This window comes from Halomonas sp. 707B3 (genome assembly GCF_024158645.1).
Lineage (GTDB): Bacteria > Pseudomonadota > Gammaproteobacteria > Pseudomonadales > Halomonadaceae > Vreelandella > Vreelandella lionensis.
The window spans coordinates 1-24051 of sequence record NZ_JAMZBE010000047.1; the positions used below are offsets into that span (position 1 = coordinate 1).

Consider the following 24051-nt stretch of genomic DNA (forward strand, 5'->3'; position numbering starts at 1 on the left):
GGTATATCGCAGCCGAGCGTCTGGGCGAAATAGGTATGCCTGCCGTTCCGCTGCTGTTTGCCCGCCTCAATACCGAGGACCAGTACGAACTCATGCTGGTGCTCTACGCATTGCAGTTAGCCACACAAGACCCGCTCGTGACCTTCCAAACCGGCGGCGAAGCCGTTCAACTGCCGACGGTACTGGACCCAAGCGCCAATGGGGAAAATCGGCGCATTGCTCAGCAGTGGTGGGAGCGCCATGCGGCACAGTTGGAGTTGCGCTAACACATTCGCTACATTGACCCTTGCCACTTATTTCGTTGATTAGGAGAGTTCTATGGCATTTGCACTATCTAGCATGCAAGTCACCAGCGCGGCTTTTGGCAACCACCAAGCGATTCCTGCCAAGCATACAGGTGAAGGCGAAGATGTTTCCCCTGCGCTCGCTTGGCAAGGCGTACCGGAAGGCACCAAAGGGTTTGCGGTGATCTGCCACGACCCTGATGCCCCGCTGGTGAAAGAGGGCAGCTATGGGTTTGTGCACTGGGTGCTTTACAACCTGCCCGGGGATATCACCTCGCTGGATGAAAACACCACGCTAGGCACGCTGGGTATGGCTGATTTTGGCAAACCTGGCTACGGCGGCCCAATGCCCCCAGAAGGCCACGGCAGCCACCTTTACTATTTCTGGGTGCTGGCGCTGGATGAACAAACAACGCTGCCGGAAGGACTTACGTTGCCTGAACTATTGAGCGCCGTTGAGCCTCACTTGTTAGGCATGAACCGTCTCGTCGGCACCTACGAGCGCGCCTGATTTACCTCCCCAGGCTGGAGCATTCTGCTCAAGCCGTGTAGGCTCCATCGCTTTCTACGCCCTGCGTATTTGTCTGCTGCGATGGAGCCTTTATGAGTGACCTGCCTAATTGTCCTGCCTGTGCCTCTGAGTTTACCTACGATGATGGCATTCAATACGTCTGCCCAGAGTGCGGTAATGAGTGGTCGAAGAGCGGTGAGTCTGGTGATGCAGAGGCGGAGTCAGGCATTCGCGATGCCAACGGCAATATGCTCGCTGATGGCGATACAGTGACGGTGATCAAAGACCTAAAAGTTAAAGGTAGCTCATTGGTCGTGAAGGTAGGCACCAAAGTGAAGAACATCCGCTTGGTAGATGGTGATCATGATATCGACTGCAAAGTCGACGGCATTGGTCCTATGAAGTTGAAATCGATATTCGTCAAAAAAGCTTAATCCAAAGCGCCTGCGATTCGTTCGCGGGCGTTTTTTTGCCTAGCAGCTAGCGTCATAGCTTTCCTAAATGATAATGATTGGCTTTTTTGATGTTATCAGCTGCGAACGTGCTAGGAAATTGAGCTATTTGATAAGGATTTTGCAGAAGGGCTTCACATCAAATTTATACAGGACTAAAATGGTACCCAATTAACGGGTAAGCCAACGGCTCGCCCTAACGTGATGGAAAACGGGAGTGACTATGCTCAAGCTTTCTCGGCTGACAGATTATGCCGCTGTGGTGATGGCGCAAATTGCCCGTCACCACCAGGCGTCGCATACAACGGCTGATTTAGCGGAAGCGGTTCAATTGCCACATCCCACGGTGAGCAAAACGCTTAAAATGTTGGTGAAAGCGGGGCTTTTGGAATCTCAGCGTGGTGTCCAAGGCGGTTACCGTTTGGCTCGGCCAGCCTCCCAGATTACCGCCGCCGACATTATCAGTGCGATTGAAGGACCAGTAGCCATGACCGAGTGCAGCCAAGCGGAGGGCGAGTGTGAACTTGCCGCCACCTGTGGGGTGGCCGATAACTGGCAGCGTGTCTCGCTGGCCATTCGCACGCTGCTTGAAAGCGTGACGCTTGCTCACTTGGCGGACACCGCGCCCATCAAGCTACCCGTACAGTTACCGATTCAAAGTATCAGCCTATCGGCGGCATCGGCTTAAACCGTTAGGCAATTTAACCCTATTCACGGCGAGCTAACCTCGCCACCCAACTGCCCGGAGGGTATCACCATGGCAAGCGAAGAAATGGAACAGTTGGTTCGTCGCGAGTACAAAGATGGCTTTGTAACCGATATTGAAAGCGACACACTGCCACCTGGCCTGGATGAAAACACTATCGCCTTCATCTCCAAGAAGAAAGGCGAGCCGGAGTGGATGCTGGAGTGGCGCCTGGACGCTTACCGTCAGTGGTTAAAGATGGAAGAGCCGTCCTGGGCACACCTGAACTATCCGCCCATCGATTACCAAGAGATCTCCTATTTCAGTGCGCCCAAACGTCCTGAAGATCGCCCTCAGAGCTTGGATGAAGTCGACCCTAAACTGCTGGAAACCTACGAAAAACTGGGTATTCCTTTGCATGAGCGCGCAGCTCTGGCGGGTGTAGCCGTCGATGCGGTTTTCGACTCCGTCTCTGTCGCGACGACCTTCAAGAAAGAGCTGGCCGAAGCAGGCGTGATTTTTTGCTCCATTTCCGAAGCGATTCGCGACTACCCGGATCTGATCAAGCAGTACCTCGGCACCGTCGTGCCCGTAGCGGATAACTACTTCGCTGCCCTGAACTCTGCCGTGTTCACCGATGGTTCGTTCGTCTTCGTACCGGAAGGCGTAAAGTGCCCGATGGAGCTCTCGACTTACTTCCGCATCAACGCGGCTAACACCGGTCAGTTTGAGCGTACGCTGATCATCTGTGAAGATCGCGCCCAGGTCTCCTACCTGGAAGGCTGCACCGCGCCGATGCGCGACGAGAATCAGCTGCACGCGGCGGTTGTCGAGCTGGTGGCGCTGGATGACGCCTACATCAAATACTCCACCGTTCAGAACTGGTACCCCGGTGATGAAGAGGGTAAAGGCGGTATTTACAACTTCGTGACCAAGCGTGGCGACTGCCGCGGTGAGCGTTCACGCATCAGCTGGACGCAGGTAGAAACCGGCTCTGCGATTACTTGGAAATACCCCTCTTGCGTGCTGCGCGGTAAAGACAGCATCGGTGAATTCTATTCTGTTGCAGTAACGAACGGTCGCCAGCAGGCAGATACCGGTACCAAAATGATTCACATTGGTGAAGGCACGCGCTCCTATATCGTTGCCAAAGGTATTTCAGCAGGTAAGAGCGATCAGTCCTACCGTGGCCTAGTCAAAATTGGGCCGCGTGCCAAGGGCGCGCGTAACTTTACCCAGTGCGATTCGCTGCTGATTGGCGACAAGTGCGGGGCGCACACCTTCCCGTACCAAGAGATCGGTAACAGCACGGCGACCATTGAGCACGAAGCAACGACTTCCAAGATCGGTGAAGATCAGCTCTTCTACTGCCAGAGCCGCGGTATCTCAGAAGAAGATGCGGTCAGCATGATTGTAAACGGCTTCTGTAAAGATGTTTTCCAAGAACTGCCGATGGAGTTCGCGGTGGAAGCGGAAGCACTGCTCAATGTCACTCTGGAAGGCGCGGTGGGCTAACCGCTCCGGCACCCAACTTATTTTTAGGGCGTCGCGCTCGCGACCCGCAAGTATTTAAAAGGCGATCACTATGTTGCAAGTTAACGATTTACACGTCACCGTCGAAGGCAAAGAGATTCTGAAAGGCCTGACGCTCACCATTAATGCCGGTGAAGTGCACGCCATCATGGGCCCCAACGGCGCGGGTAAATCCACGTTGTCAGCGGTTATTGCTGGTAAAGATGGCTACGAAGTGACCCAAGGCAGCATCACGTTTGAAGGCAAGGACGTGCTGGAAATGGAAATCGAAGAGCGCGCCCAAGCGGGCCTGCTGCTAGGTTTCCAGTACCCGGTGGAAATCCCAGGGGTAAAAAACATTTACCTGCTGAAGTCTGCGCTTAACGCTCAGCGCGCTGCGCGTGGTGAAGGCGAAATGCCTGCGCCGGAATTCATGAAGCTGGTCAAAGAGAAGCTCGGCTTTATGAAAATGGATGCCAGCTTCCTGCAGCGTGCAGTGAACGAAGGCTTCTCCGGCGGCGAGAAAAAGCGTAACGAAATCCTGCAGATGTTGGTACTACAGCCGAAGCTGGCCATGCTGGATGAAATCGACTCTGGCCTCGATATCGACGCCATGAAAGTCGTCGCGGACGGTGTGAACAGCCTGCGTGCCGAAGAGCGCGCCATTCTGTTGGTCACCCACTACCAGCGCCTGCTGGACTACATCGTGCCGGACAAAGTCCACGTTCTGGTCGATGGCCGTATTGTCAAAACCGGCGATGCCGAGCTTGCCAAAGAGCTTGAGGCCAATGGTTACGAAGGCATTGAGGAGTCTGTGGCATGAGCGATACGCAAACGTTTTTGGACACGCTAGCCACGCGTAGCCAACAGCGCGCTGGTGAGCCTACCTGGATTGCTGCCCGCCGCCAGGCGGGGGCCGCTCGTTTTGATGCGATGGGCTTCCCCACCCGCCGCGACGAAGAGTGGAAGTACACCGACGTGCGCGCCATCGCCAAGGGCAATTTTGCCCTGGCAGATAACGCGGAGTTCTCCCAAGCCCAGGCGGCTGCCATCACGCTGCCGCTGGACGCTTACCGGCTGACGTTCGTGGATGGCGTTTTTTCTGCGGCGCTGTCTGATTTGGATGCCCTGCCGGATAGCGTGCAGGTGATGCCGCTCTCTAAAGCACTGGCCGAGAACCATGAAGCCGTGGGCGGCCCGCTGGGGCGTTTAACCGGGGTCGATTTCTCCACGTTCGCCGCGTTAAATACCGCCTTTATGGAAGAGGGCGCAGTGGTGCGCATCGCGCCGGGCACCGTCGTCGAAAAGCCCATTTTGCTGCAGTTCCTGTCTCGTGCGGGAACGCCGGTGATGAGCCATCCGCGCATTTTGGTCGAAGCCGCTGGGCGTAGCGAAGCTACCCTCATTGAGCACTACGTGGGTGAGGCGGATGCCGCCAACTTTACCAACGTCGTGGCAGAGCTAATGCTGGACCGTGGGGCAATTTTGAACCACTACAAGCTCCAGGAAGCACCCATTGGTGACCTGCACGTAGCGAGCATTCACGTCGAGCAGAACCGCGACAGCCGCTACACCTCGTACAACCTGAATTTGGGTGGCGCGCTGGTGCGCAACGACCTGATCAGTGACTTGAACGGTCAGGGTGCTGAGACGAACTTCTACGGCCTGTTCTTTGGCCAGGGTCGCCAGCACGTGGATAACCACACTAAGGTGAACCACAACGCGCCGCTGACGTTCTCGAACGAGAATTACAAAGGTATTCTGGATGACCGCGCTCACGGTGTCTTTAACGGCAAAGTGTACGTGAAGCGCGATAGTCAGAAGATTGAAGGCTTCCAGAGCAACCAGAACCTGCTGCTGTCGGATCGCGCGCAGATCGACGCAAAACCCGAGCTTGAAATCTACGCCGACGACGTGAAGTGCTCCCACGGCACTACCACAGGGCAGCTGGATGCAGACGCGATCTATGCGCTGCGTACCCGGGGTATCGACGAAGCTACTGCTCGTGGCCTGTTAACCCTCGCCTTCGCCGGTGAAGTGCTTGAGAAAGTGGCGCTGGATGCCATTGCCGAGCGCGTTGAGCTGGCGGTAGCCGGTAAGCTGCCTGAGCGTTTCAATCTCGCCGGACTGGTTGAAGCGGCGGCTGCGCTCAACGATTAATCAAGGAGTCATCAATGCCCCATAGCGTGATTGAGAAGCCTACCGAGCGCAGCGTTGCGGCCTATGACGTTGAAGCGCTGCGCCGCGACTTCCCGATTTTGAATCGTGAGGTTCACGGCAAGCCGCTGGTGTATTTGGATAATGCCGCCACCAGCCAAACACCGCAGCAGGTGATTGAGGTATTTAGCGATTACTACTCGCGCTACAACGCCAACATTCACCGCGGCTTGCATACGCTCGCCGATGAAGCGACGGCAGCTTTTGAGGCTACGCGTCATCGTGTTAAAGCGTTTCTCAATGCCGAAGATGCCCGCCAAATCATCTTCACGCGGGGCACCACTGAAGCGATCAATTTAGTGGCCCAAAGCTGGGGCCGCAGCCAGCTGAACGCCGGGGACGAAGTGCTGATCTCGATGTTGGAGCACCACTCCAATATCGTGCCCTGGCAACTGCTGGCGGCGGAGCGCGGCTTCACCATCAAGGTCATCCCAGTGGATGCGCACGGGGCGCTCGATATGCAGGCGTATCGAGAGCTCTTGAGTGAGCGCACGAAACTGGTGGCGGTGAATCACGTCTCTAACGCGCTGGGTACGATTAACCCCGTGAAAGAGATGGCAGCGCTGGCGCATCAACATGGTGCGCTCATCTTGGTGGATGGCGCCCAAGCGACGCCGCATCAGCAGGTGGACGTTCAATCCATCGATGCGGATTTCTATGCGTTTTCAGGCCATAAAGTGTACGGCCCAACGGGTGTTGGCGTGCTATATGGCAAGCAGGCGTTGTTAGAGGCCATGCCGCCTTGGCAGGGTGGCGGTGAAATGATCAAAACCGTTTCCTTTGATGCAGGTACCACCTTTGCGGATATTCCGCATAAATTTGAAGCGGGTACCCCCGCCATTGCCGAAGTGATTGCGCTTGGCCGTGCGCTTGAGTGGATGGAAGGCGTTGGCGTTGAGGCGATTGGCGCGTGGGAAGCCGTGCTGCTTAACCGTGCGACTCAGGCGGTGAGTGGCATTGAGGGCCTGCGGATATTAGGCACTGCGCCGCATAAAGCGGGCGTGCTCTCCTTCGTTGTTGAAGGCGCTCACTCGCAGGATATTGGTCTGCTGATTGACCAGCTGGGTGTAGCAATTCGTACCGGGCACCACTGCGCCCAGCCGCTGCTGCATCACTTTGGCGTTGAGGCGACCTGTCGTGCATCGTTTGCTGCGTACAATACCCTCGATGAAGTAGACACGTTTGTGGCAGCGCTCAACCGTGTGATTGGAATGGTACGCTAAGGACATCTATGGATATCGAGCAAATTGCGAGTCTTGAGCGCGGTCAAAAACTCCCGCTCCAGCGGGATGTAGAGGCTATCGCGATTCCGTTCGGCAAAACGGACACGCTGGCGGAAGACAGTATTGTCAGCGTAATGCAAGCCAAAGGTAGCTCGGTGAGTGTTGGTTTTGAAGGCCGCTTGTATCTCATTGAAGGGCGTAACCTTGATGCGCTGGGGCTTGAGTCGCTGCCACGTCCGACACTGTCAGAAAGTGCTACCGATGAAGAGATTGAGCAGTTTGTCTGGGATCAGCTGCGCACCTGCTTTGACCCGGAAATTCCGGTGAATATTGTCGATCTAGGGCTGGTGTACGGCTGTCGGATCGAGCGCTTGATTAGTGGCGAGCGGATGGTCACTATCCGTATGACGCTGACCGCGCCAGGCTGTGGTATGGGCGATGTGATTGCGGCCGATGCGCGCAATAAAATTTTGGGGGCACCGCAAATCAATAAGGTGCATACCGAAATTGTCTTTAGCCCACCCTGGAGTCGTGACATGATGAGCGACGAAGCCAAGCTTGAGCTCGGCATGTTCTAACTCCTGCTGGGGAGCTGGATGCACAGCCTGTTTTTACGTTGGATAAAGCGTTTTCTAATGTCGCTAGGAGCCTTGCTGCTGCTGGCGACATTGCTGTTTATAGCCGGTAATTTATGGGTACTTGCAAGTACCGCACGCTATATCGACGGTCATTTAGAGCAGTGCCAACCCACAGACGTGGCGATTGTCTTTGGCACCTCCCACTGGACTCGTAGTGGGCTACGTAACCCGCATTTTCATGCCCGCATGCGAACGTCTGCACGCCTTATCGCTGACCAGCGTGTTCAGCACCTGCTCATCTCTGGCGATAATCGCACCCAAGCCTATAATGAGCCGCGTGCCATGTGGCGCGATCTGTATCGCCGAGGGGTGCCTGCGGAGCAACTGACAATGGATTTCGCTGGCTTCAGCACCTATGACACGATGGTGCGGGCGCGGGATGTGTTTCAGCTTAAAGAGGCGCTGCTGGTTACCCAAAGCTGGCATTTGCCTCGGGCGATTTTTATTGGTCGGGCGCTGGGGATGAACGTGACAGGTTGTATTGCGGAAGAGCAGCCTGCGGCAGATGAGTGGCGGTTAAAAATGCGTGAATGGGTAGCGCGAATTGCTACTCTGGGAGATCTCTACTTATGGCAGAGGGAGCCCTACTTTCTCGGCCCCGCAGAGCCTATCGAGCTTCATCGCCAGGAGGGTGGCGATAAAAGTAGAGAAGAGAGTAGGGAAAACACGCCTGAGGCGACCGTCAATATCAACGCCGCTCTATTTTTTCAGCAGTCGCTGCAGGCTGATACAGTCCCTGAGCATTAAAGCCGAGTTAACGCCGCAAAGTTAGCGGCGAGTATTACGTTTTTGCAGGTTGTATAGCTCGCGAATCAGCTTACGGCATCCCCGCATGCACTCATCCACTACCGGCTCGATAGGGTCGGGTAGGGGGTGGGTAAACAAGGTTGAGAGGGCCTGCATCAGTACACGCTCTTGTTCCAACAGCTCATTGATCAAGACTTGGCTATCGTTGCCAACGAAGCTCTTTAAACGGCTCCAGAGCCATAAAAAGTCATCACGCTCAACGTCAGCATCCCGAGGCAGCATTTTTAAGTGCGCGCGGGCAAGTTCCTGCAGCTTACGCATCTGCTTGAGTCGCTCAGTATAGTGCGGCTTCAGTGCATCGCGCAGCGAGGGGCGCAGGCGTTCGATATTGTCCTGGAAATAATCAATGCTATCGGCCAGCGCTTCCAGCACGCTGTCCATCGCCACTTGGCGATTGTCGAGAAACATGAGCGTCTACCTCCTTCGGTGACGCAGATTGTGGGGGTGACAGCGTTGATTTGCCACCCCTAATGCGGATTATTTTTGTATTTACCCGTTAGCCTTTAGGCTTGGGCGGCGCTTTACGCGCAGGCACGGCGTTCTTTTCAATATGCTCAATGATCATGCCAGCGATATCTTTACCGGTAGCGCTCTCGATGCCCTGCAAACCTGGTGAAGAGTTGACCTCCATAATCACCGGGCCGTGGTTAGAGCGCAGCAAGTCCACCCCTGCTACCCGTAGTCCCATGGATTTGGCGGCGCGAATCGCGGTTGAGCGCTCTTCCGGGGTGATGCGGATCACACTGGCAGTGCCGCCACGGTGAAGATTGGAGCGGAACTCGCCGTCGGCGGCCTGACGTTTCATGGAGGCCACGACCTTATCGCCAATCACGAAGCAGCGGATATCTGCACCGCGCGCTTCTTTGATGTACTCCTGAACCATGATGTTGGCCTTCATGCCCATAAAGGCTTGAATCACAGACTCTGCGGCTTGGTTGGTTTCAGCCAATACCACACCAATACCCTGGGTGCCTTCTAGCAGTTTAATCACCAGTGGTGCGCCTTTCACCATGGTGATCAGGTCGGGAATATCGTCCGGCGAGTGGGCAAAGCCGGTAATCGGCAGGCCTAATCCCTTGCGCGACAGCAGCTGCAGCGAGCGCAGCTTATCCCGAGAGCGGGTAATCGCGACCGAATCGTTAATCACGTAGGTGCCCATCATTTCAAACTGGCGCAGTACCGCACAGCCGTAGAAAGTCACCGAGGCGCCAATACGCGGAATCACCGCATCAAACGGCTCAATCTCTGCGCCTTTATAGTGAATAGAAGGGTGGTGCGAGGCGATGCTCATGTAGCAGCGCAGGGTATCGACCACGCGGGCGGTATGGCCGCGCTGTTCGGCGGCTTCCACCAGTCGGCGCGTAGAGTAAAGGTTACGGTTACGGGAAAGCAGGGCAATATGCATGCAGGGCTCCGGGCCAAAAAGGGTCGTTGTTTAGATGTGTTTAAGGCTCGCCGTGCAAAAATGCAGCGCCGGGGGCTACCAGTAGGCGGCGCATAGCGCGCCTGCCAAGCAGCATCGCGTGGCGCATATTGCTACGGTCAGTCAGGGTTAATTCAACCGGAAAGTTCAGTTCACCCAGTTGCATTGGGGTGCGAATGACATAACGCCACTCGCTGTGCCCATTTGAGCTGGTGACGCGACGACGGTCGTGCAAATGCAGGCGGTAGCGGTGAGCAGGTGTCTCTGGCCCACCACTATGGGTAATAAAGCTTACCCATAACTGTCCATCAGCATCTTCATGGGTTTCAATTTCTTCGGCGTGCAGCGCCGACGTGCGTGCGCCTGTATCGGCTTTGCAGCAAAGGTGAAGCCCTAGTTCAGGTAACGTCACCATTTCACGGCGGCCGATGACCGCTTTGGCCTGATAGGGTAATTCCTTCACAGCGCACTCCTGACGATATAAGAGAAACAAGACATAGTGATGACGCTTCCTGCTAGCCTTTTTGGGAAGACTGCATGGCCGACAAGCGCGATTGGATCGCTGAGCCGACAGGGGCGTCGCGCAAGGTCAGCATAACGGGCAAACGCAATCGAGGAATCAGGGCAATATCCTTTACAACGGCCGCAAAGTGGCTGCGCTCATCTTCTGCTAAACGCTGTAAGAATAGCGGTAAGCGCTTGGCATCTTCCAGTAATGGCCAACCGCGACCGGCGATGGCGGCCACTAGATCGGGCCCGCAGGCGGCACTATCGCTCAATAGGCTGGTATACCAGTCTCCCGCATAAGCAGGTGTTGAGCTGCCCACGCTACGTACGCAGGCGCAGAGCGTTTCTAGGTCGCCGCTGCTGGCGGCCTGCTCGCCCTGGTTACGTAATGCTTCTACCAGAGCTTGAGGAAGCGCTTGGTGCTCAAGGCAGTAGCAGAGCGAGTGAAGAACGCTGGTCGGCAGGTCAGCAATGCGCAGTGCCAGCGCGTCGGCTGTCGGTGTGTCCAAACGCACGACGTAATCCGCAATGCCTTGTAAGCCTAATGCTTGCCAGTCAATTGCCTGCTGGCCGCTTAAATAGGCTTCTACAGGCTCTAGGTGCTGGCTGGCAGGTAGGGCGCTGGCATAGGTGGCCCGGGCATTGAGCATAGCCTGAAAGGTGATATCAGGCGTAAAGGCCAGGGGATTATCCTTCATTAAATGGTCTACGTCTGCTGATTCTGCAGCGTCGAGCACATTCGGGTCAGAAGCAGCGGCATTGCGACCCAGGGTTTCCAGCAGGCGGTTAATAAAGCCATCGCGCTGAGCGGGCGACAACATACCCTGTTCATCTAGCGGCAGCGCTAGAAACCAGATAGCAGGCTCCTCCATCGCTCCTAGGCGAAAGACAATGGCCAAGCGCGCCTGACCCTGCCAAGGCTCTGGCCAAGCTTGCTCAGCATTTTCAAACGCGCGCAGGGTTTCCCTGGAGCAGGTAGTCACTCTGCGCCCCATATGGTAAAGCGACACCTCAGCGCCACTGCGTGTAAAAAATTCATCAAGGGTGTTAATTGGCTGCATGACATCCTTCCGCATTTCAAGCCTGCACTCTACCTTGCTGCCTTGCCACTGTCAGCCGCAAACGCTGATTAATCCGTGCTTTATTGTCTAAGTGGTTAAAAATTGAGCAACTTTGCGTAAGCCGCGTGAGACTAGCGGTGGCGACACCTTTCCATAGTTTATCCACAGCCTCTTGCAGGTTTTCTGTGAATCGGTGAATAACTCCATTGAGCACGCCTTTGAGTGGCAACTTACCCACAGAGTTGGGATAATGAACGCTAAATATGACCAACCCATAAGGTGTTTATGAGCGTCCATCAACAGCTTCAAACCGCGCTTCTTGAGCTTGAAGCCGCCATGAAGGCCGCTAATCTGTGGCGCACGCCCACCCCAGATGCGGCCGCTTTTGCCAGTCAGCAGCCTTTTTGTATTGATACCATGTCGCTGCCCCAGTGGGTGCGCTATGTCTTTGTTGCCCGCTTAAATGCGCTCATTGATGCCGGGGCTGCCATGCCCGCCAAGTGTGAAGTCGCTCCAGCAGTGGCGGCGTATTTAATGCAGGAGAAGGTAAGAGCAAGCGATCAGCTATTGGTAGTGAAAGCGGTGGAGCGTGTCGACAAGCTGGTCACAGAGAGTTAACCACGCGAGTAAGCCAGACCAAATAGCAATGCCCAGAGCGCAAGCTCTGGGCATTTTTTACGTGTTAGCGAAGGTGGGAGCTAGAAGCTAGAAGCGGTAGCTCAAGCCTGCCATGACCACCATGGGATCAATCTCGACGGTGCCCGCACCTGCGCCATTAATAGAGGCGTCGGTGTCGATGTCTAAGTACCAGGCAGCAGCGTTGAGTGCCCAGTGGTCATCAATGAGCAGATCAACACCCACTTGAGCGGCCGCGCCCCATGAGTCGTCTAGCTCAAGCTCGCCAATGGCGAGGCTCTCATCGGAGAAGCGCGTGTAGTTAATACCCGCACCCACGTAGGGCTGTACTTGAGAGTCGCTACCACCCAGTGGGTAATACTGTAGCGTTAGAGTGGGCGGCAGGTGCTTTGTTGATGCTAGGTTGTCACCGTTGAGTTCAATGTCATGCTCGAAAGGGAGCGCAGCCAGCAGCTCCACGCCCATCTTGTCGTGGAAACGGTAGCCCAGGGTGAAAGCGAAGTCGGTTTTATCCTGAACATCGACCGCGAAGGCACCACCTGCGAGCGAGCCGTTGTCGCTTTTCGGCGCGACGTTGGCAACGCCAACGCGGGTAAAGAAATCGCCAGCGCCATAGGCAACGGCTTGGCTGCTAACTGCTAAGGTGGCAGCGGCAAGCCCAGTGGCGAGTAGGGTAGGCAGTGATAAATGGCGCATAGCGTCGCTCCTGACCGATAACATGATGGGTGAGTGGTTTAAAGTTGTCGTAAACCATACAGCCAGTGTATCGAGCCAACGAGGGAGCGTTATTGACCTAGGGCAAAGAGCTGTGAACTGATAAGTTCAGCGCCTAGCAAGGTAAATATCTGAAGGGGGAGGGGGCTAAAAAAGAGGAGGCTTAACGGGTTAACTTCAACCCGTTAAGCCTTAGGCTAATTAAGCGACGTTACGCTCGTTTAGCGTTCAATATGCTGATACTCGCCAGCATCGGCGGTCATGCTGCTTACTGCCAGGATGGCAATGAAAGAAGCGATAAAGCCCGGGATGATCTCGTAAACGCCAGGGCCACCCATGAAGGAGCCGTTCCAGCCCAGCGCAATCCAGATCATAACCGTGGCAGCACCCACCACCATACCGGCGATAGCACCTGCGCCGTTTGTACGCGACCACATCAGCGACAGGATAATCAGCGGGCCAAAGGCGGCACCAAAACCTGCCCAAGCGTTACTCACCAGCCCCAGCACTTGCGAGTTCGGGTCAGAGGCAATCACGGCTGCGATCAGACCCACTAGCACAACACTGACACGACCTACGGCTACACACTCTTTGTCTGTAGCTTCTTTACGCAGGAACAGGCGATAGAAGTCCTCGGTCAGTGATGAAGATGACACCAGCAGCTGGCTAGAAATAGTACTCATAACGGCAGCAAGCAGGGCCGCGTAGAGGAAGCCGGTGATCAGCGGATGGAACAGCAACTCAGCCAGGATGATAAAGATCGTTTCCGGGTCTTGGACTTCCATCCCATTGCGAACCGCATAGGCGCGACCAAAGATGCCGAGAGAGACCGCACCGATCAGGGAAATAGCCATCCAGCTCATGCCGATGTTGCGGGCAATCGGAACATCTTTCAGCGTACGGATAGCCATAAAGCGCACGATAATATGCGGCTGACCAAAATAGCCCAGGCCCCAGGTAACGGCAGAGAGCCAACCAATGAACGTCAACCCTTCAGTCCACGACAGCAGCGTGGGATCAACTTCATTGAGGGTCTGTGAGGCTTGAGTAAAGCCACCACCGCCTTCACCAAACAGTACTACTGCAGGCATGATGACCAAAGCCAGCATCATGATGCAGCCTTGCACAAAGTCCGTCATGCTCACGGCCAAAAAGCCGCCAACCACGGTGTAGGCCAGCACCACCCCCAGCGTGATTACCACACCCACCGCGTAGTCGCTCATACCGCCGATGTTGATAACGCCAGCAAAGGCGCTCTCAAACAGCTTACCGCCTGCGACCAAGCCAGAAGCAGTGTAAACGGCGAAGAAAATCACGATGACGATAGCGGAGACCGTTCTCAGCGACAGCGCCCGAGTGGGGAAACGGTTGGCTAGGAAGGCTGGAATGGTAATCGCGTTACCATAGTGAACTGTCTGTTCACGAAGGCGCGGCGCGACCAGAATCCAGTTAAAGAGTGCGCCCACAAATAGGCCAATCCCGATCCAGGCCGAACCCAAGCCAGAGACGAACATCGCCCCTGGTAAACCCAGTAGCAGCCAGCCGCTCATATCCGACGCGCCAGCCGACAGGGCGGCTACTTTAGGGCTGAGGGTACGGCCACCCAACATGTAATCCTCAGACGTAGATGTCGATTTGCGCATAGCATAAACGCCGATGGCAATCATGAGCGCAAAGTAGGCAAAAAGGCTGACCCAAACGCCAATATCCATAAAATATCTCCAATTCATCAGGACGGAGCTAGCTCCGACAGGTGCCTGCGCCGACCAAGTAACGTTGGCCGCCGCGCAGTCTTGTTGTTGTTAACCCCTTTTCGTACTCAAGTCGCTGACCCTAGCGAGTAACCGCTAGGGATGTCATTAGAGAGGTTATGGCTACGTTTATGTGCAATGTTCCCTATGCCCAGCACACGGCCTGGAGGGGCCACGAATGTGAAGGCAATCGCTCTATTATTGTCAACCATGAGACGGTTCCTTTTCAGGAGTTCAGGTTAGTAGTATTGATGAGCCGTTCACTCATCGCCTAGCGCCAGAAGCGACGCGTTGCCACCCAGGGCGGCGGTGTTATTAGTAATCGTTTTTTCGGTCACAAAGCGCTGCAAATAGTGCGGCCCGCCTGCTTTAGGGCCAGTACCTGACAGCCCTTGGCCACCAAACGGCTGAACACCAACAACAGCGCCGATGATATTACGGTTGATGTACACATTGCCTACCCGAATTTTCTGCGCTATTTCAGCGGCAAAGGATTCGTTACGGCTATGCACCCCAAAGGTCAGTCCATAACCCCGGCCGTTAATGTCATTGATGACCTTATCAAGCTCGCGTGCTTTGAAGCGCACAATGTGAAGCACCGGGCCAAACTGCTCGCGCGTCAGGGCATCAATACTGTCAATGGTAAAGGCGACCGGCGGTACAAAGGTGCCGTGCTGGGTGTGCTCGGCAGACATCGGTGTTTCGGCTACTAAGCGGTTCTCGCCTTTGAGCTTCTCGATGTGCTCCATCAAGCCTTTACGGGCGTCTTCATCAATGACCGGGCCGACATCGGTACCCAGGTCACGAGGGTCGCCAATGCGCAGTTCGCTCATTGCCCCCTTGAGGATTTCGATAACGCGGTCAGCAACGTCTTCCTGAAGGTAAAGCACCCGCAGGGCCGAGCAGCGCTGGCCAGCACTCTGGAAGGCAGACTGAATCACATCCACTACGACCTGCTCAGGCAGGGCAGTGGAATCAACAATCATTGCGTTCATACCGCCGGTTTCAGCGATCAGCGTGGGTAGCGGCGCGTTATCACGAGCGGCGAGAGCACGGTTGATAATCTGTGCTGTGTCGGTACCGCCGGTAAACACTACGCCGGTAATGCGCGGGTCAGAGGTCAGCACACTGCCTACGGTAGGGCCGTCACCCGGCAGCAGCTGCACCACATCACGGGGCATGCCCGCTTCGTATAGCAGCTCGATAACGCGGTTAGCGACAATCGAGGTTTGCTCGGCGGGTTTCGCCAGAACAGTGTTGCCTGCGACCGCAGCGGCAACGATTTGCCCGCAGAAGATGGCTACCGGGAAGTTCCAAGGGCTAATGGCGGCAAAAACACCTTTACCACCCATCATCAAGCGGTTGGATTCACCGGTGGGGCCAGGCAGCTCGATGGGCTCGCCAAACGACTCTTCAGCGCGCATGGCGTAGTAACGGCAGAAATCAACCGCTTCTTTGATTTCATCGACGCCGTCAGTGAGCAGCTTGCCGCCTTCACGGGAGCAGAGCGCCATCAGCTCGGCCATGTGTTCTTCCATCAGGTCGCCCAGCCGACGCACAATCGCTGCGCGCTCGGCTACGGGAGTCGCGTCCCAGCGCGGGAAGGCTTCCCAGGCAGCGTCGAGGGCTTTCGCTGCCTGCTCTTTGCTGGTCCACTGCACGCTGCCGACGGTTTGGCGGCGGTCGAAAGGCGAAGTGACGCTATGGGTATTGGCGCTATCGTCGGCCACATCAAACGCTAGCAGCGGCTTGGTGGGGTACTGCTTATCCATGAACGTCGCCATTTTCTCCATCAGCGGGTAGTAGTGGCTACGGATGTTTAAGTTGACCCCACGGGAGTTGCGGCGCTTCGGCCCGTAGATGTCTTTTGGCAGCGGGATGCGCTTGTTGTAGAAGGTTTTTTGCTGGCGCAGTGTTTCGATAGGGTGCTGGCACAGCGACTCCACCGGCACGTCCGGGTCGACAATCTGGTGAACGAACGACGAGTTGGCACCGTTTTCCAACAGGCGGCGCACTAGGTAGGGCAGCAGGTCTTTATGGGCACCGACCGGCGCGTAAATGCGGCAGTAGGTGCCTTTAGGCGCACGCTCAAGGGCCGCATCATAAAGTGCTTCGCCCATGCCATGCAGGCGCTGGAATTCAAACGGCCGGCTGTCGTGGTTCGCCAGCTCCAGAATGGTGGTCACGGTGTGGGCGTTGTGCGTCGCAAACTGAGGGAAGATGCGGCCACGGGTGTCGTCAGACAGTAGGAACTGCGCGCAGGCCAAGTAGGCCACATCGGTACACGCCTTGCGGGTATAGACCGGGTAGCCATCGATACCAAGCTGCTGAGACTCTTTGATTTCGCTATCCCAATAAGCACCTTTTACTAGGCGTAGCGGAATTTCATCGCCCTGCTCATCCGCCAAGCGGTTGATGTAGTGCAGCACTGGCAGCGCACGCTTTGAGTATGCCTGAACCACTAGGCCAAAGTGGCCCCAGCCTTTGACGGCGTCGCTCTGGTAAATCGCGCGGAAGACTTCCAGAGAAAGCTCCAGACGGTCGACTTCTTCAGCGTCAATGGTCACAGCCACATCCAGCTCGCGCGCTTTGGTGACCAGTTGAATGACGGTATCTACCAGCTCGGCCAGTACCTGTTCGCGGCGGCCAAACTCATAGCGGGGGTGCAGGGCAGAGAGTTTGATGGAGACCGATGGTGCCGGGGTTTTGTCGCCCAGAGATTTGCACGCTTTGCCCACTTGCTCAATGGCACGGGCGTAGTCGTCAAAGTAGCGTTTGGCATCGTCGCGGGTGCGTGCGGCTTCACCCAGCATGTCGTAAGAGTAGGTGTAGCCTTTATTGAATAGCGGCTTAGAGCGTTTCAGGGCTTCGTTAATATCGCGGCCAAGCACGAACTGTTTGCCCATGATTTTCATCGCTTCCATCATCGCCCGGCGAATCACCGGCTCGCCCACTTTATTAACCATGCGGTTAATAAAGTGGGCGGGCTGGCCCTCTTTCGGGTGGTCCAGCTTCAGCACGCGGCCGGTCATTAACAGGCCCCAGGTCGAGGCGTTAACCATCCACGACTCGCTCTTGCCTACATGGGACTGCCAATCCGCTGGGCCTAGCTTGTCTTCGATCAGCGCATCTGCGGTGGCTTTATCTGGAATACGCAGCATCGCTTCCGCCAGGCACATCAGCATCAGGCCTTCATGGGTATCCAGGCTGTACTGTTGAAGCAGCTCGTCGATAGTATCAACGGCGGTATCCATGTTGCGTACGTCGCGCACCAGCGCTGCCGTGTTGGCCTCAATGCGCGAAAAATCGTCTTGGTCGGCGTTCAGCAGTTTAATCAGCTCGCTGACGTAGGCATCTTCATCGACGATATAGTGTTCGCTGACACGCTGCATTAGCGTATCAAGGTCGGTTTGCCAGGTGGCAGGGTCACGCATTTTTTTAGCATTGAGCATTGAGGCCCCCGTAAGACAGGTCTGAAACGAACAGCTTGAACGAATAGCTGTGTCAGCTAGCGTTTAAAAAGTGATGGCAGGGCAGATGCCCAGACTGACGTTCGAATGTAGAGCTAGCCGTCGTTAGGTGTATGTCGTTTTCGTGGCAAAACGTGTCAATTTCACGGCAAGCTGTGCCTATTTACGACTTTAGTAGAGTTGGGTGCGGCTCGCTAGCGGCAAACAACGCGACTTTTTTACTACACCCACCAACGTAATATCAGCGAGACGAGAGCACGCCTGCCCCTGCGGGGGTGGCTGAGGATGATAACGCCGTTGAATGAGCCGTTGAACGATTGTTGGTATCTAAGGAGGGGCTGGCAAAGCCTTGGCGTAGCTGGCGCGGCGAGGCTCCGTAGCTGCGGCGAAACGCGTGGGAAAGTGCGCTCTGGTTGGCAAACCCTGTTTGTATGGCGATATCGGTAAGTGGCAAACGACTTTGCATGACCAACTGGCGCGCCGCGTGAAGCCGCTGCCGTCGTACATACTGCCAGGGGGAGAGGCCGGTTTGGACGCGAAAACGCTCAGAAAAATGTGCTTCGCTAAGGCAGGCGAGCTTGGCCAGGTCGGCCACCCGCAGTTCATCGGCTAAGTGACGGCAGATAAACCGGTCAATCTGGTTAAGGTCAATGCGTCGCTGGGCAGCGCTCCCTGAGGCACCTAGGCGGGCTTTTAGCGAGCCTAACAGCGTGGCCGCTAGGCGGTCTTGCTGAAACGAGGTGGCAGAGTTGTCTAATCCTCGGGCCAGTTCGCTCTCGACAAAGGTAAGATAGTGGCGCAGCGGGCTGTCTAAGGCAAAAAAGCGCGGCGCATCAAATAGCGCCACCAATTCACGGTGCTCACCCGTCAAAGCGGGAGCATCTTCTGGTAAATCTAGAATCAACTGACGATTATGGCCGTTGCCAGAATAGTAGTGCTCGTGGTTAGCAGGCACGATGCAGCCGGAAAAAGCGTTTACACGGCCACCCAACCCCTCGATTTCAAATTCAGAAGAGCCACATAGCGTGATCACTATCTGATGGAAGTCATGGGAGTGATGCTTCGTCGCCGTTTCCAGGGGTATTTGACGAATGGTACTCGGCATACGGTTCTCCTCGTCGCTGCTGCTCTATTAGTAGCGCTGACGAAGCGCTGTATGTGCCGCTAAATGATCACGTAATGCTTTTAGCTCCGCGTAACCCTCTTGGTTGAGGAGCGGCTTGCCCTGAGCAATCTGCCAGCGTCGCCCGTGTGTATCCATTAGGTGTGAGGCACGGCGGCGAACGTTGTCTAAATACTCATCATGGCGGATAGGGTAGCCAATCAGAGCATTCCACTCGGTCTCGCTGACCTTGCTCTCCAGCGCCTTATCAAACAGCGCGATCAGATCCTTGGGCTCGGTGCGGTAGCGAGGCGTTCCTGCGTTCATCAGCACCAGCAACACAGCCCCCATTACCAGTAAACAAACGCCAAACACCAGTAAGTAAAGTGCCATGCATAGCTCCTGGCCACATCAGGATAGACGCCAGCTTATGCGCCCAGTTGAGAATAGCCACCTAGTATACGCCTGCGCCTGCTGAGACGAAAATTTTAACCTTTTGCGAACTTTTTCTCTGCAGGGTGTCTGAGTGTGTACAGACAACATCGCGATAGCAGTCGCTAATAGTGTTGTTCTGGCTATTGTTTTCGATCCCTTGCTTCCGCTGCTTGTTTCAAGCAGCGGTTTTTTTTGTCTGCGAGTTAACCGGTAGCGAAAACGCCATGGCTAGTGGCGGCGAATAGTCAGTAGTGCCATCAGAATATCCCGCCGGGTGACGATGCCGATTAACCGTTGCTGCTCAACGACCGGATAAATCTTAGGCTTGGCGCCCAGCATTTCTTGCGCCAAGTCAGTAATGCTTTTATTCGGAGAAGTAGTGAGCACGTCTTGGCGCATCAACTCTCTGACCAGTGGTGCTTCGTCATCGTGGTAGATGCTGTCCAGCACGCGGCCTAAAACATCCTGCTCAGAGATAAAGCCGATTAAGCGGTCAGCCGTATCCACCACCGGGGCGCCCGGCAAACGGTGCAGGGCAAGCCCTTGGGCAAGGGTAGTGATAGACGTTTCTCCAGAGACGCGGTAGCAGTCGCGGGACATAATATCGCGTACGGTATCCGGGATTTTTTTATTCATTGGAGCACTCCTTAACGTGATCGACAGGCCACTGCCGATTCTCTTACTGTAGGTGATTTAACTCACCCTGTGCTGCCCCCATACTGTCTCTATTCAACGCTTTGCCAATTTTTCAAGTCCGCTTCAAATGCTGTGAGGAGTCGTTATGGATGCTCGTGAATATCTGAACCGTAAAGGCGTTGGCCTAGATCGAGACCCTGACAGGCCCAATACGCTGGAAGAGAAAGCCTGGGAGCGTGCCCGTGGCGCAGGCAGTCATCGGCCCAAGTCGGGAACACCCTACGACTGGGAAGATTGGGAGCGCTACCACGACGACTTGGCAGAGGGCGCAGACACCCTAGAGCAAAAAATAGATAAAGAGGCGCACCGTAAAGCGCTTGCCCATGAAAAGGAGCAGGCCGAGAAAGCACAAGCGGCCGTTGGGCACTTTACCCCCTCAGCGAAGCCTATAGCCCCTGAAGAAAAAGCTTCACCAGAACCACCCGCCACACCCGCGAAAGAACCTGCCAACTTACAGCTAGCTTATCGCGCCCTGGCCGTGCTGCTACCGCCCTTAGCCGTTGGTTTAACCGAAGGCGGGGCCCAGCGTGTGTTAATCAGTGTCGTGCTGACGCTAATAGGTTGGTTGCCCGGTGTTGTCTATGCACTTGTTTGGCTGAATAAACGGTAAAAACCGCCTTACGCTTTTGGCCCATTGGCAGGGGATTCTAAAGGCGTATAATCCCCGTCAACTTTCTTCTTGTTTGAGGTTTACTGATGGGCTATTTGGTTGGCGTAACGGCGCTCTGGGCGTTTTCGTTCTCTTTAATTGGTGTGTATTTGGCGGGTCAGGTTGATAGCTACTTTGCCGTGCTGGTCCGCGTGACCCTAGCAATGCTGGTGTTCCTACCTTTTCTGCGCCCAAGCCTGCTGCGCGGTAAGCAGCGCTTGGCATTGATGGCGCTGGGCGCGATTCAGTTAGGCATCATGTACACCTTCTTTTATCACTCCTTCTTGCTACTCTCCGTGCCTGAGGTGCTGCTGTTTACCATCTTTACGCCGGTGTATATCGCGTTGTTGGATGACCTGATGTTCAAACGCTTTACGCCGATCTATTTGGTAACAGCTATTTTGGCAGTACTAGGCGCCGGGGTGATTCGTTACGACGGCATCGACAGCGGCTTCTGGCTCGGCTTTTTGGTCGTGCAGGGCGCTAACCTATGTTTCGCCATCGGCCAAGTCGGTTACCGCCGCCTAGCGGCAGACCTACCGCCCACTCTTGCTTGGCATAACGTGTTTGGCTGGTTCTTTATCGGGGCTATGCTGGTAGCGCTGCCTGCCTTCTTGCTGTTTGGTAATAGCGCCGCGCTGCCATCCACCACTCTGCAGTGGGGCGTATTGGCGTGGTTGGGGCTGGTGGCATCGGGCGTTGGCTATTTTGCCTGGAACCAAGGTGCAACCAAGGTAGATGCGGGCACCCTGGCGATTATGAACAATGCGCTGGTGCCGGCTGGTTTGGTCGTTAACCTGGTGATTTGGAACCGCGATGCTGATGTGGGCAAGCTGCTTTTGGGGGCGGCGATCATGGGCGCTTCGCTGTGGCTAAACCACTGGTGGCTGCAGCGCCGCAAGGTGGCGGCTGCCTAAGCTAAACCGCTGATTTTTCCCGGTGCGCAAGGCTTACCTCTGGCGCACCGGGTGATTTGCTCGATACTGCCTTCCTCTCCATAATGTGGGCTGATGCTAGCGAGAGTCGCCCATGTCTAATACCACATCGTCAGGTTCCAACCCCGGTAGCCTTAGTCATCCAGTGAAGCCGTTCAAGACGATTGGCTTGATTGGCCGCTTAGGCAGCGACAAAGTTGTCGACTCGCTTCAACGCTTGGTCCGTTACTTAACGGAACATGACTATAAGGTACTCATCGAAGACCGCACCGCCACGGCGCTGCCCCAACACGGCTTACCTGAAGCTAGCCGCCGCATGTTGGGTGAACTGTGCGATTTAGTGATTGTGGTGGGCGGCGATGGCAGCTTGTTAGGCGCTGCACGCACCCTGTGCCGCAGTGGTACGCTCATTTTAGGCGTTAACCGTGGGCGGCTTGGCTTCCTCACGGATATTTCTCCCGATGAGTTAGAGACCCGGGTAGGCGAAGTGCTGGCGGGGGAGTTTGAGGTTGAAGAGCGCTTCTTGCTGGATGCCGTGCTCTACCGCAATGGGGTCGCCGTAGGAAATGGCGACGCGCTTAACGAAGTTGTGGTGCACCCCGGTAAAGCGGTCCGCATGATTGAGTTTGAACTGTTTATCGATGGGCAGTTTGTCTACAGCCAGCGCAGCGATGGGTTGATTGTCGCCACTCCAACCGGCTCTACCGCCTATGCGCTTTCCGGTGGTGGGCCGATTATGCACCCGAAGTTGGATGTGGTGACGCTGGTGCCGATGTTCCCGCACACGCTCTCCAGTCGGCCCATTGTGATTGATGCGGCCAGCGAAATACGCATTCATATTGGCGAAACCAATCAGACCTACCCCCATATTAGCTGCGACGGGCAAACCCGCGCGGTGGCCAAGCCTGACGATGTCTTGGTTATCACCCGTAAGCCGGAGCGCGTTCAATTAGTGCATCCCATTGGGCACAACTTCTATGACGTGCTGCGCAGTAAACTCGGCTGGAGCCACCGGCTAGGGGATTAATATGGAGGGTTACGACTTAATTGGTGATATCCACGGCTGCGGTGCCACGCTAGCGGCACTGCTGGAAAAGCTTGGCTACCACCAGCGCGGCGGTGTTTATCGCCACCCGCGGCGCAAAGTGATTTTTTTAGGCGACCTGATTGATCGCGGGCCGCGTATTCGCTTGGCAGTGACCATTGCACGGCGCATGGTAGAGGCGGGCGAAGCGCATATTGTGATGGGCAATCACGAGTATAACGCGTTGGCCTATACCCATCCCGCGCCCTCTGGCAGCCACAAGCGCTGGCTGCGCGAACATACCCCGCGCCACAACCGCATTATTCAAGACACTCTTGATCAGTATCGCCACCATACCAACGAGTGGGAAGACACGCTGGCCTGGTTCAAAACCATTCCGCTGTTTCTAGAGCTAGACGGTATTCGCGTGGTACACGCGTGTTGGGATGATGCGCTGATCAGCGAGCTCAAGCAGCGCTTACCGACTGCCAGAATGGATGATCAGTTTCTGGTAGAGTCCAACGACCCAGGCTCCCAGGCGTATCGAATCCTTGATCGTCTTACCCGTGGCCCCCATATCCGGTTACCAAAAGGTGTCGCGATTCACTCGGGGGACGGTTTTACCCGACAAAGCTTTCGCGCCCACTTTTGGGCAGCTAACCCGCAGCAGTGGGGAGATGTGGTATTTCAGCCAGATAACCTGCCCGGCGATTTGGAAGCGCGACCACTCACCGACAGTGAGCGAGAGCGGCTAAGTTATTACGGCCCAGAGCAGCCGCCGCTATTTATTGGCCACTACTGGTGCGAAGGAATTCCCGCTCTGCCTGCCGCAAATATCGCTTGCCTGGATTATAGCGCCGTAAAGTTTGGCCGTTTGGTTGCCTATCGTTGGAGCGGTGAAACCCAGTTGAACGCTGATCATTTCGTATGGATTCAAGTACCTAAAGAGGAGCGTGCGCTGCCCAAACCCTGGGAAATAGATTTTGATTAAGCGTGCTGTGGATGATTTACACATGGTTACATAATTTTTGCAAAACTGCTGAACTAACCTAGCTGCCGGTTATCAGAGTAAGTGTTCCCTTGAATGATCCCTTGCTTTTATCCGGCGGCCCCCTCCGCCGGATTTTTTTTGTTTATCCGTTGGTAAAACGGCGCTTAAGCGCGACAACTACTTGGTTATAAGGGAGATGCCATGCATCCAGTCATGCTCTTACCCACGGGCGCAGACACACAGACACTGCGCAAAGCGTTGTGGCACTACCGTATTGGCCATCGGATCACCGACGAAGCGGACGGCCAACTGCTCTGGGTGGCCGACC

General features: G+C 55.5%; 25 protein-coding genes and 1 pseudogene. 16 read left to right on the forward strand and 10 right to left on the reverse strand.

From position 1 onward, the window contains the following. From BIS10_RS08275 to BIS10_RS08320, 10 genes and pseudogenes are all read left to right on the forward strand, one after another. Positions 1-266 (forward strand): annotated as a pseudogene (locus BIS10_RS08275) (hypothetical protein); the annotation flags it as partial. A 52-nt stretch (positions 267-318) separates the two neighbouring features. Beyond that, complete coding sequence (locus tag BIS10_RS08280) at positions 319-795, forward strand: YbhB/YbcL family Raf kinase inhibitor-like protein (protein ID WP_083026068.1); 477 nt, start codon at positions 319-321, stop codon at positions 793-795. Positions 796-887: 92 nt separating this feature from the next. After that, complete coding sequence (locus BIS10_RS08285) at positions 888-1229, forward strand: zinc ribbon domain-containing protein YjdM (RefSeq protein WP_083026065.1); 342 nt, start codon at positions 888-890, stop codon at positions 1227-1229. Between the two features lie 241 nt (positions 1230-1470). Then, complete coding sequence (locus tag BIS10_RS08290; protein WP_083026063.1) at positions 1471-1935, forward strand: SUF system Fe-S cluster assembly regulator; 465 nt, start codon at positions 1471-1473, stop codon at positions 1933-1935. A 69-nt stretch (positions 1936-2004) separates the two neighbouring features. Beyond that, positions 2005-3447: a Fe-S cluster assembly protein SufB gene (gene sufB, locus BIS10_RS08295; protein ID WP_159341780.1), complete on the forward strand. Its 1443-nt coding sequence runs from the start codon at positions 2005-2007 to the stop codon at positions 3445-3447. Between the two features lie 70 nt (positions 3448-3517). Next, complete coding sequence (gene sufC / locus BIS10_RS08300; protein WP_044629764.1) at positions 3518-4267, forward strand: Fe-S cluster assembly ATPase SufC; 750 nt, start codon at positions 3518-3520, stop codon at positions 4265-4267. Continuing rightward, the gene (sufD, locus tag BIS10_RS08305; protein ID WP_083026061.1) at positions 4264-5604 is read left to right on the forward strand and encodes a Fe-S cluster assembly protein SufD; all 1341 of its coding nucleotides are present in this window, start codon (positions 4264-4266) and stop codon (positions 5602-5604) included. Before sufC ends, sufD begins: the two co-directional genes overlap by 4 nt. Before the next feature lie 14 nt (positions 5605-5618). Next, a complete protein-coding gene (locus tag BIS10_RS08310; protein ID WP_253504298.1) occupies positions 5619-6884 on the forward strand; it encodes an aminotransferase class V-fold PLP-dependent enzyme in 1266 nt (421 codons plus the stop codon). Positions 6885-6892: 8 nt separating this feature from the next. After that, positions 6893-7462 (forward strand): putative Fe-S cluster assembly protein SufT, encoded by a 570-nt coding sequence (sufT, locus tag BIS10_RS08315; protein WP_083026057.1) that lies wholly within the window; start codon positions 6893-6895, stop codon positions 7460-7462. Between the two features lie 18 nt (positions 7463-7480). After that, positions 7481-8269 carry a vancomycin high temperature exclusion protein gene (locus BIS10_RS08320; RefSeq protein WP_253504301.1) on the forward strand — a complete coding sequence of 263 codons (789 nt, stop codon included), beginning with the start codon at positions 7481-7483 and terminating at the stop codon, positions 8267-8269. Positions 8270-8290: 21 nt separating this feature from the next. Here BIS10_RS08320 and BIS10_RS08325 read toward each other — a convergent pair whose 3' ends face one another. The 4 genes from BIS10_RS08325 to BIS10_RS08340 all read right to left on the reverse strand — a co-directional run bounded on the left by BIS10_RS08325 (position 8291) and on the right by BIS10_RS08340 (position 11320). Beyond that, complete coding sequence (locus BIS10_RS08325) at positions 8291-8737, reverse strand: hypothetical protein (protein WP_044629760.1); 447 nt, start codon at positions 8735-8737, stop codon at positions 8291-8293. Positions 8738-8825: 88 nt separating this feature from the next. Then, positions 8826-9734 carry a 30S ribosomal protein S6--L-glutamate ligase gene (gene rimK / locus BIS10_RS08330; protein ID WP_058578314.1) on the reverse strand — a complete coding sequence of 303 codons (909 nt, stop codon included), beginning with the start codon at positions 9732-9734 and terminating at the stop codon, positions 8826-8828. A 40-nt stretch (positions 9735-9774) separates the two neighbouring features. Further along, the gene (locus BIS10_RS08335; protein WP_044629758.1) at positions 9775-10215 is read right to left on the reverse strand and encodes a RimK/LysX family protein; all 441 of its coding nucleotides are present in this window, start codon (positions 10213-10215) and stop codon (positions 9775-9777) included. 52 nt (positions 10216-10267) lie between these two features. Beyond that, a complete protein-coding gene (locus BIS10_RS08340) occupies positions 10268-11320 on the reverse strand; it encodes a DUF3549 family protein (RefSeq protein ID WP_083026054.1) in 1053 nt (350 codons plus the stop codon). A 285-nt stretch (positions 11321-11605) separates the two neighbouring features. Between BIS10_RS08340 and BIS10_RS08345 the strand changes: the two genes are divergently transcribed. After that, positions 11606-11938 (forward strand): YqcC family protein, encoded by a 333-nt coding sequence (locus tag BIS10_RS08345; RefSeq protein WP_253504304.1) that lies wholly within the window; start codon positions 11606-11608, stop codon positions 11936-11938. 87 nt (positions 11939-12025) lie between these two features. On the opposite strand, the gene BIS10_RS08350 is transcribed toward BIS10_RS08345, so the two are convergent. From BIS10_RS08350 to BIS10_RS08375, 6 genes are all read right to left on the reverse strand, one after another. Further along, a complete protein-coding gene (locus BIS10_RS08350; protein ID WP_083026050.1) occupies positions 12026-12652 on the reverse strand; it encodes an OmpW family protein in 627 nt (208 codons plus the stop codon). A gap of 239 nt (positions 12653-12891) precedes the next feature. After that, on the reverse strand, positions 12892-14382 hold the full coding sequence (gene putP / locus BIS10_RS08355) for a sodium/proline symporter PutP (RefSeq protein ID WP_253504307.1): 1491 nt from the start codon (positions 14380-14382) through the stop codon (positions 12892-12894). A gap of 299 nt (positions 14383-14681) precedes the next feature. Next, entirely contained in the window at positions 14682-17873 is a 3192-nt protein-coding gene (gene putA, locus BIS10_RS08360) for a bifunctional proline dehydrogenase/L-glutamate gamma-semialdehyde dehydrogenase PutA (RefSeq protein ID WP_253504309.1), read from the reverse strand. 259 nt (positions 17874-18132) lie between these two features. Then, a complete protein-coding gene (locus BIS10_RS08365) occupies positions 18133-18996 on the reverse strand; it encodes an AraC family transcriptional regulator (protein ID WP_253504311.1) in 864 nt (287 codons plus the stop codon). Positions 18997-19023: 27 nt separating this feature from the next. Beyond that, a complete protein-coding gene (locus BIS10_RS08370) occupies positions 19024-19386 on the reverse strand; it encodes a hypothetical protein (RefSeq protein ID WP_253504313.1) in 363 nt (120 codons plus the stop codon). A 270-nt stretch (positions 19387-19656) separates the two neighbouring features. Continuing rightward, complete coding sequence (locus BIS10_RS08375) at positions 19657-20064, reverse strand: CBS domain-containing protein (RefSeq protein ID WP_083026040.1); 408 nt, start codon at positions 20062-20064, stop codon at positions 19657-19659. A 145-nt stretch (positions 20065-20209) separates the two neighbouring features. Here BIS10_RS08375 and BIS10_RS08380 point away from each other — a divergent pair, with 145 nt between their 5' ends. From BIS10_RS08380 to BIS10_RS08400, 5 genes are all read left to right on the forward strand, one after another. Then, positions 20210-20734, forward strand: coding sequence for a YqaE/Pmp3 family membrane protein (locus tag BIS10_RS08380; protein WP_083026038.1), 525 nt, complete (start codon positions 20210-20212; stop codon positions 20732-20734). An 86-nt stretch (positions 20735-20820) separates the two neighbouring features. After that, entirely contained in the window at positions 20821-21690 is an 870-nt protein-coding gene (locus tag BIS10_RS08385; protein WP_044629748.1) for a carboxylate/amino acid/amine transporter, read from the forward strand. A gap of 112 nt (positions 21691-21802) precedes the next feature. After that, complete coding sequence (locus tag BIS10_RS08390; RefSeq protein ID WP_044629747.1) at positions 21803-22735, forward strand: NAD(+) kinase; 933 nt, start codon at positions 21803-21805, stop codon at positions 22733-22735. A 1-nt stretch (position 22736) separates the two neighbouring features. After that, a complete protein-coding gene (locus tag BIS10_RS08395) occupies positions 22737-23723 on the forward strand; it encodes a metallophosphoesterase (protein WP_058578319.1) in 987 nt (328 codons plus the stop codon). A 201-nt stretch (positions 23724-23924) separates the two neighbouring features. After that, positions 23925-24051: rhomboid protease N-terminal domain-containing protein (locus BIS10_RS08400; protein WP_301282003.1), on the forward strand; the 127-nt coding region annotated here is incomplete at its 3' end.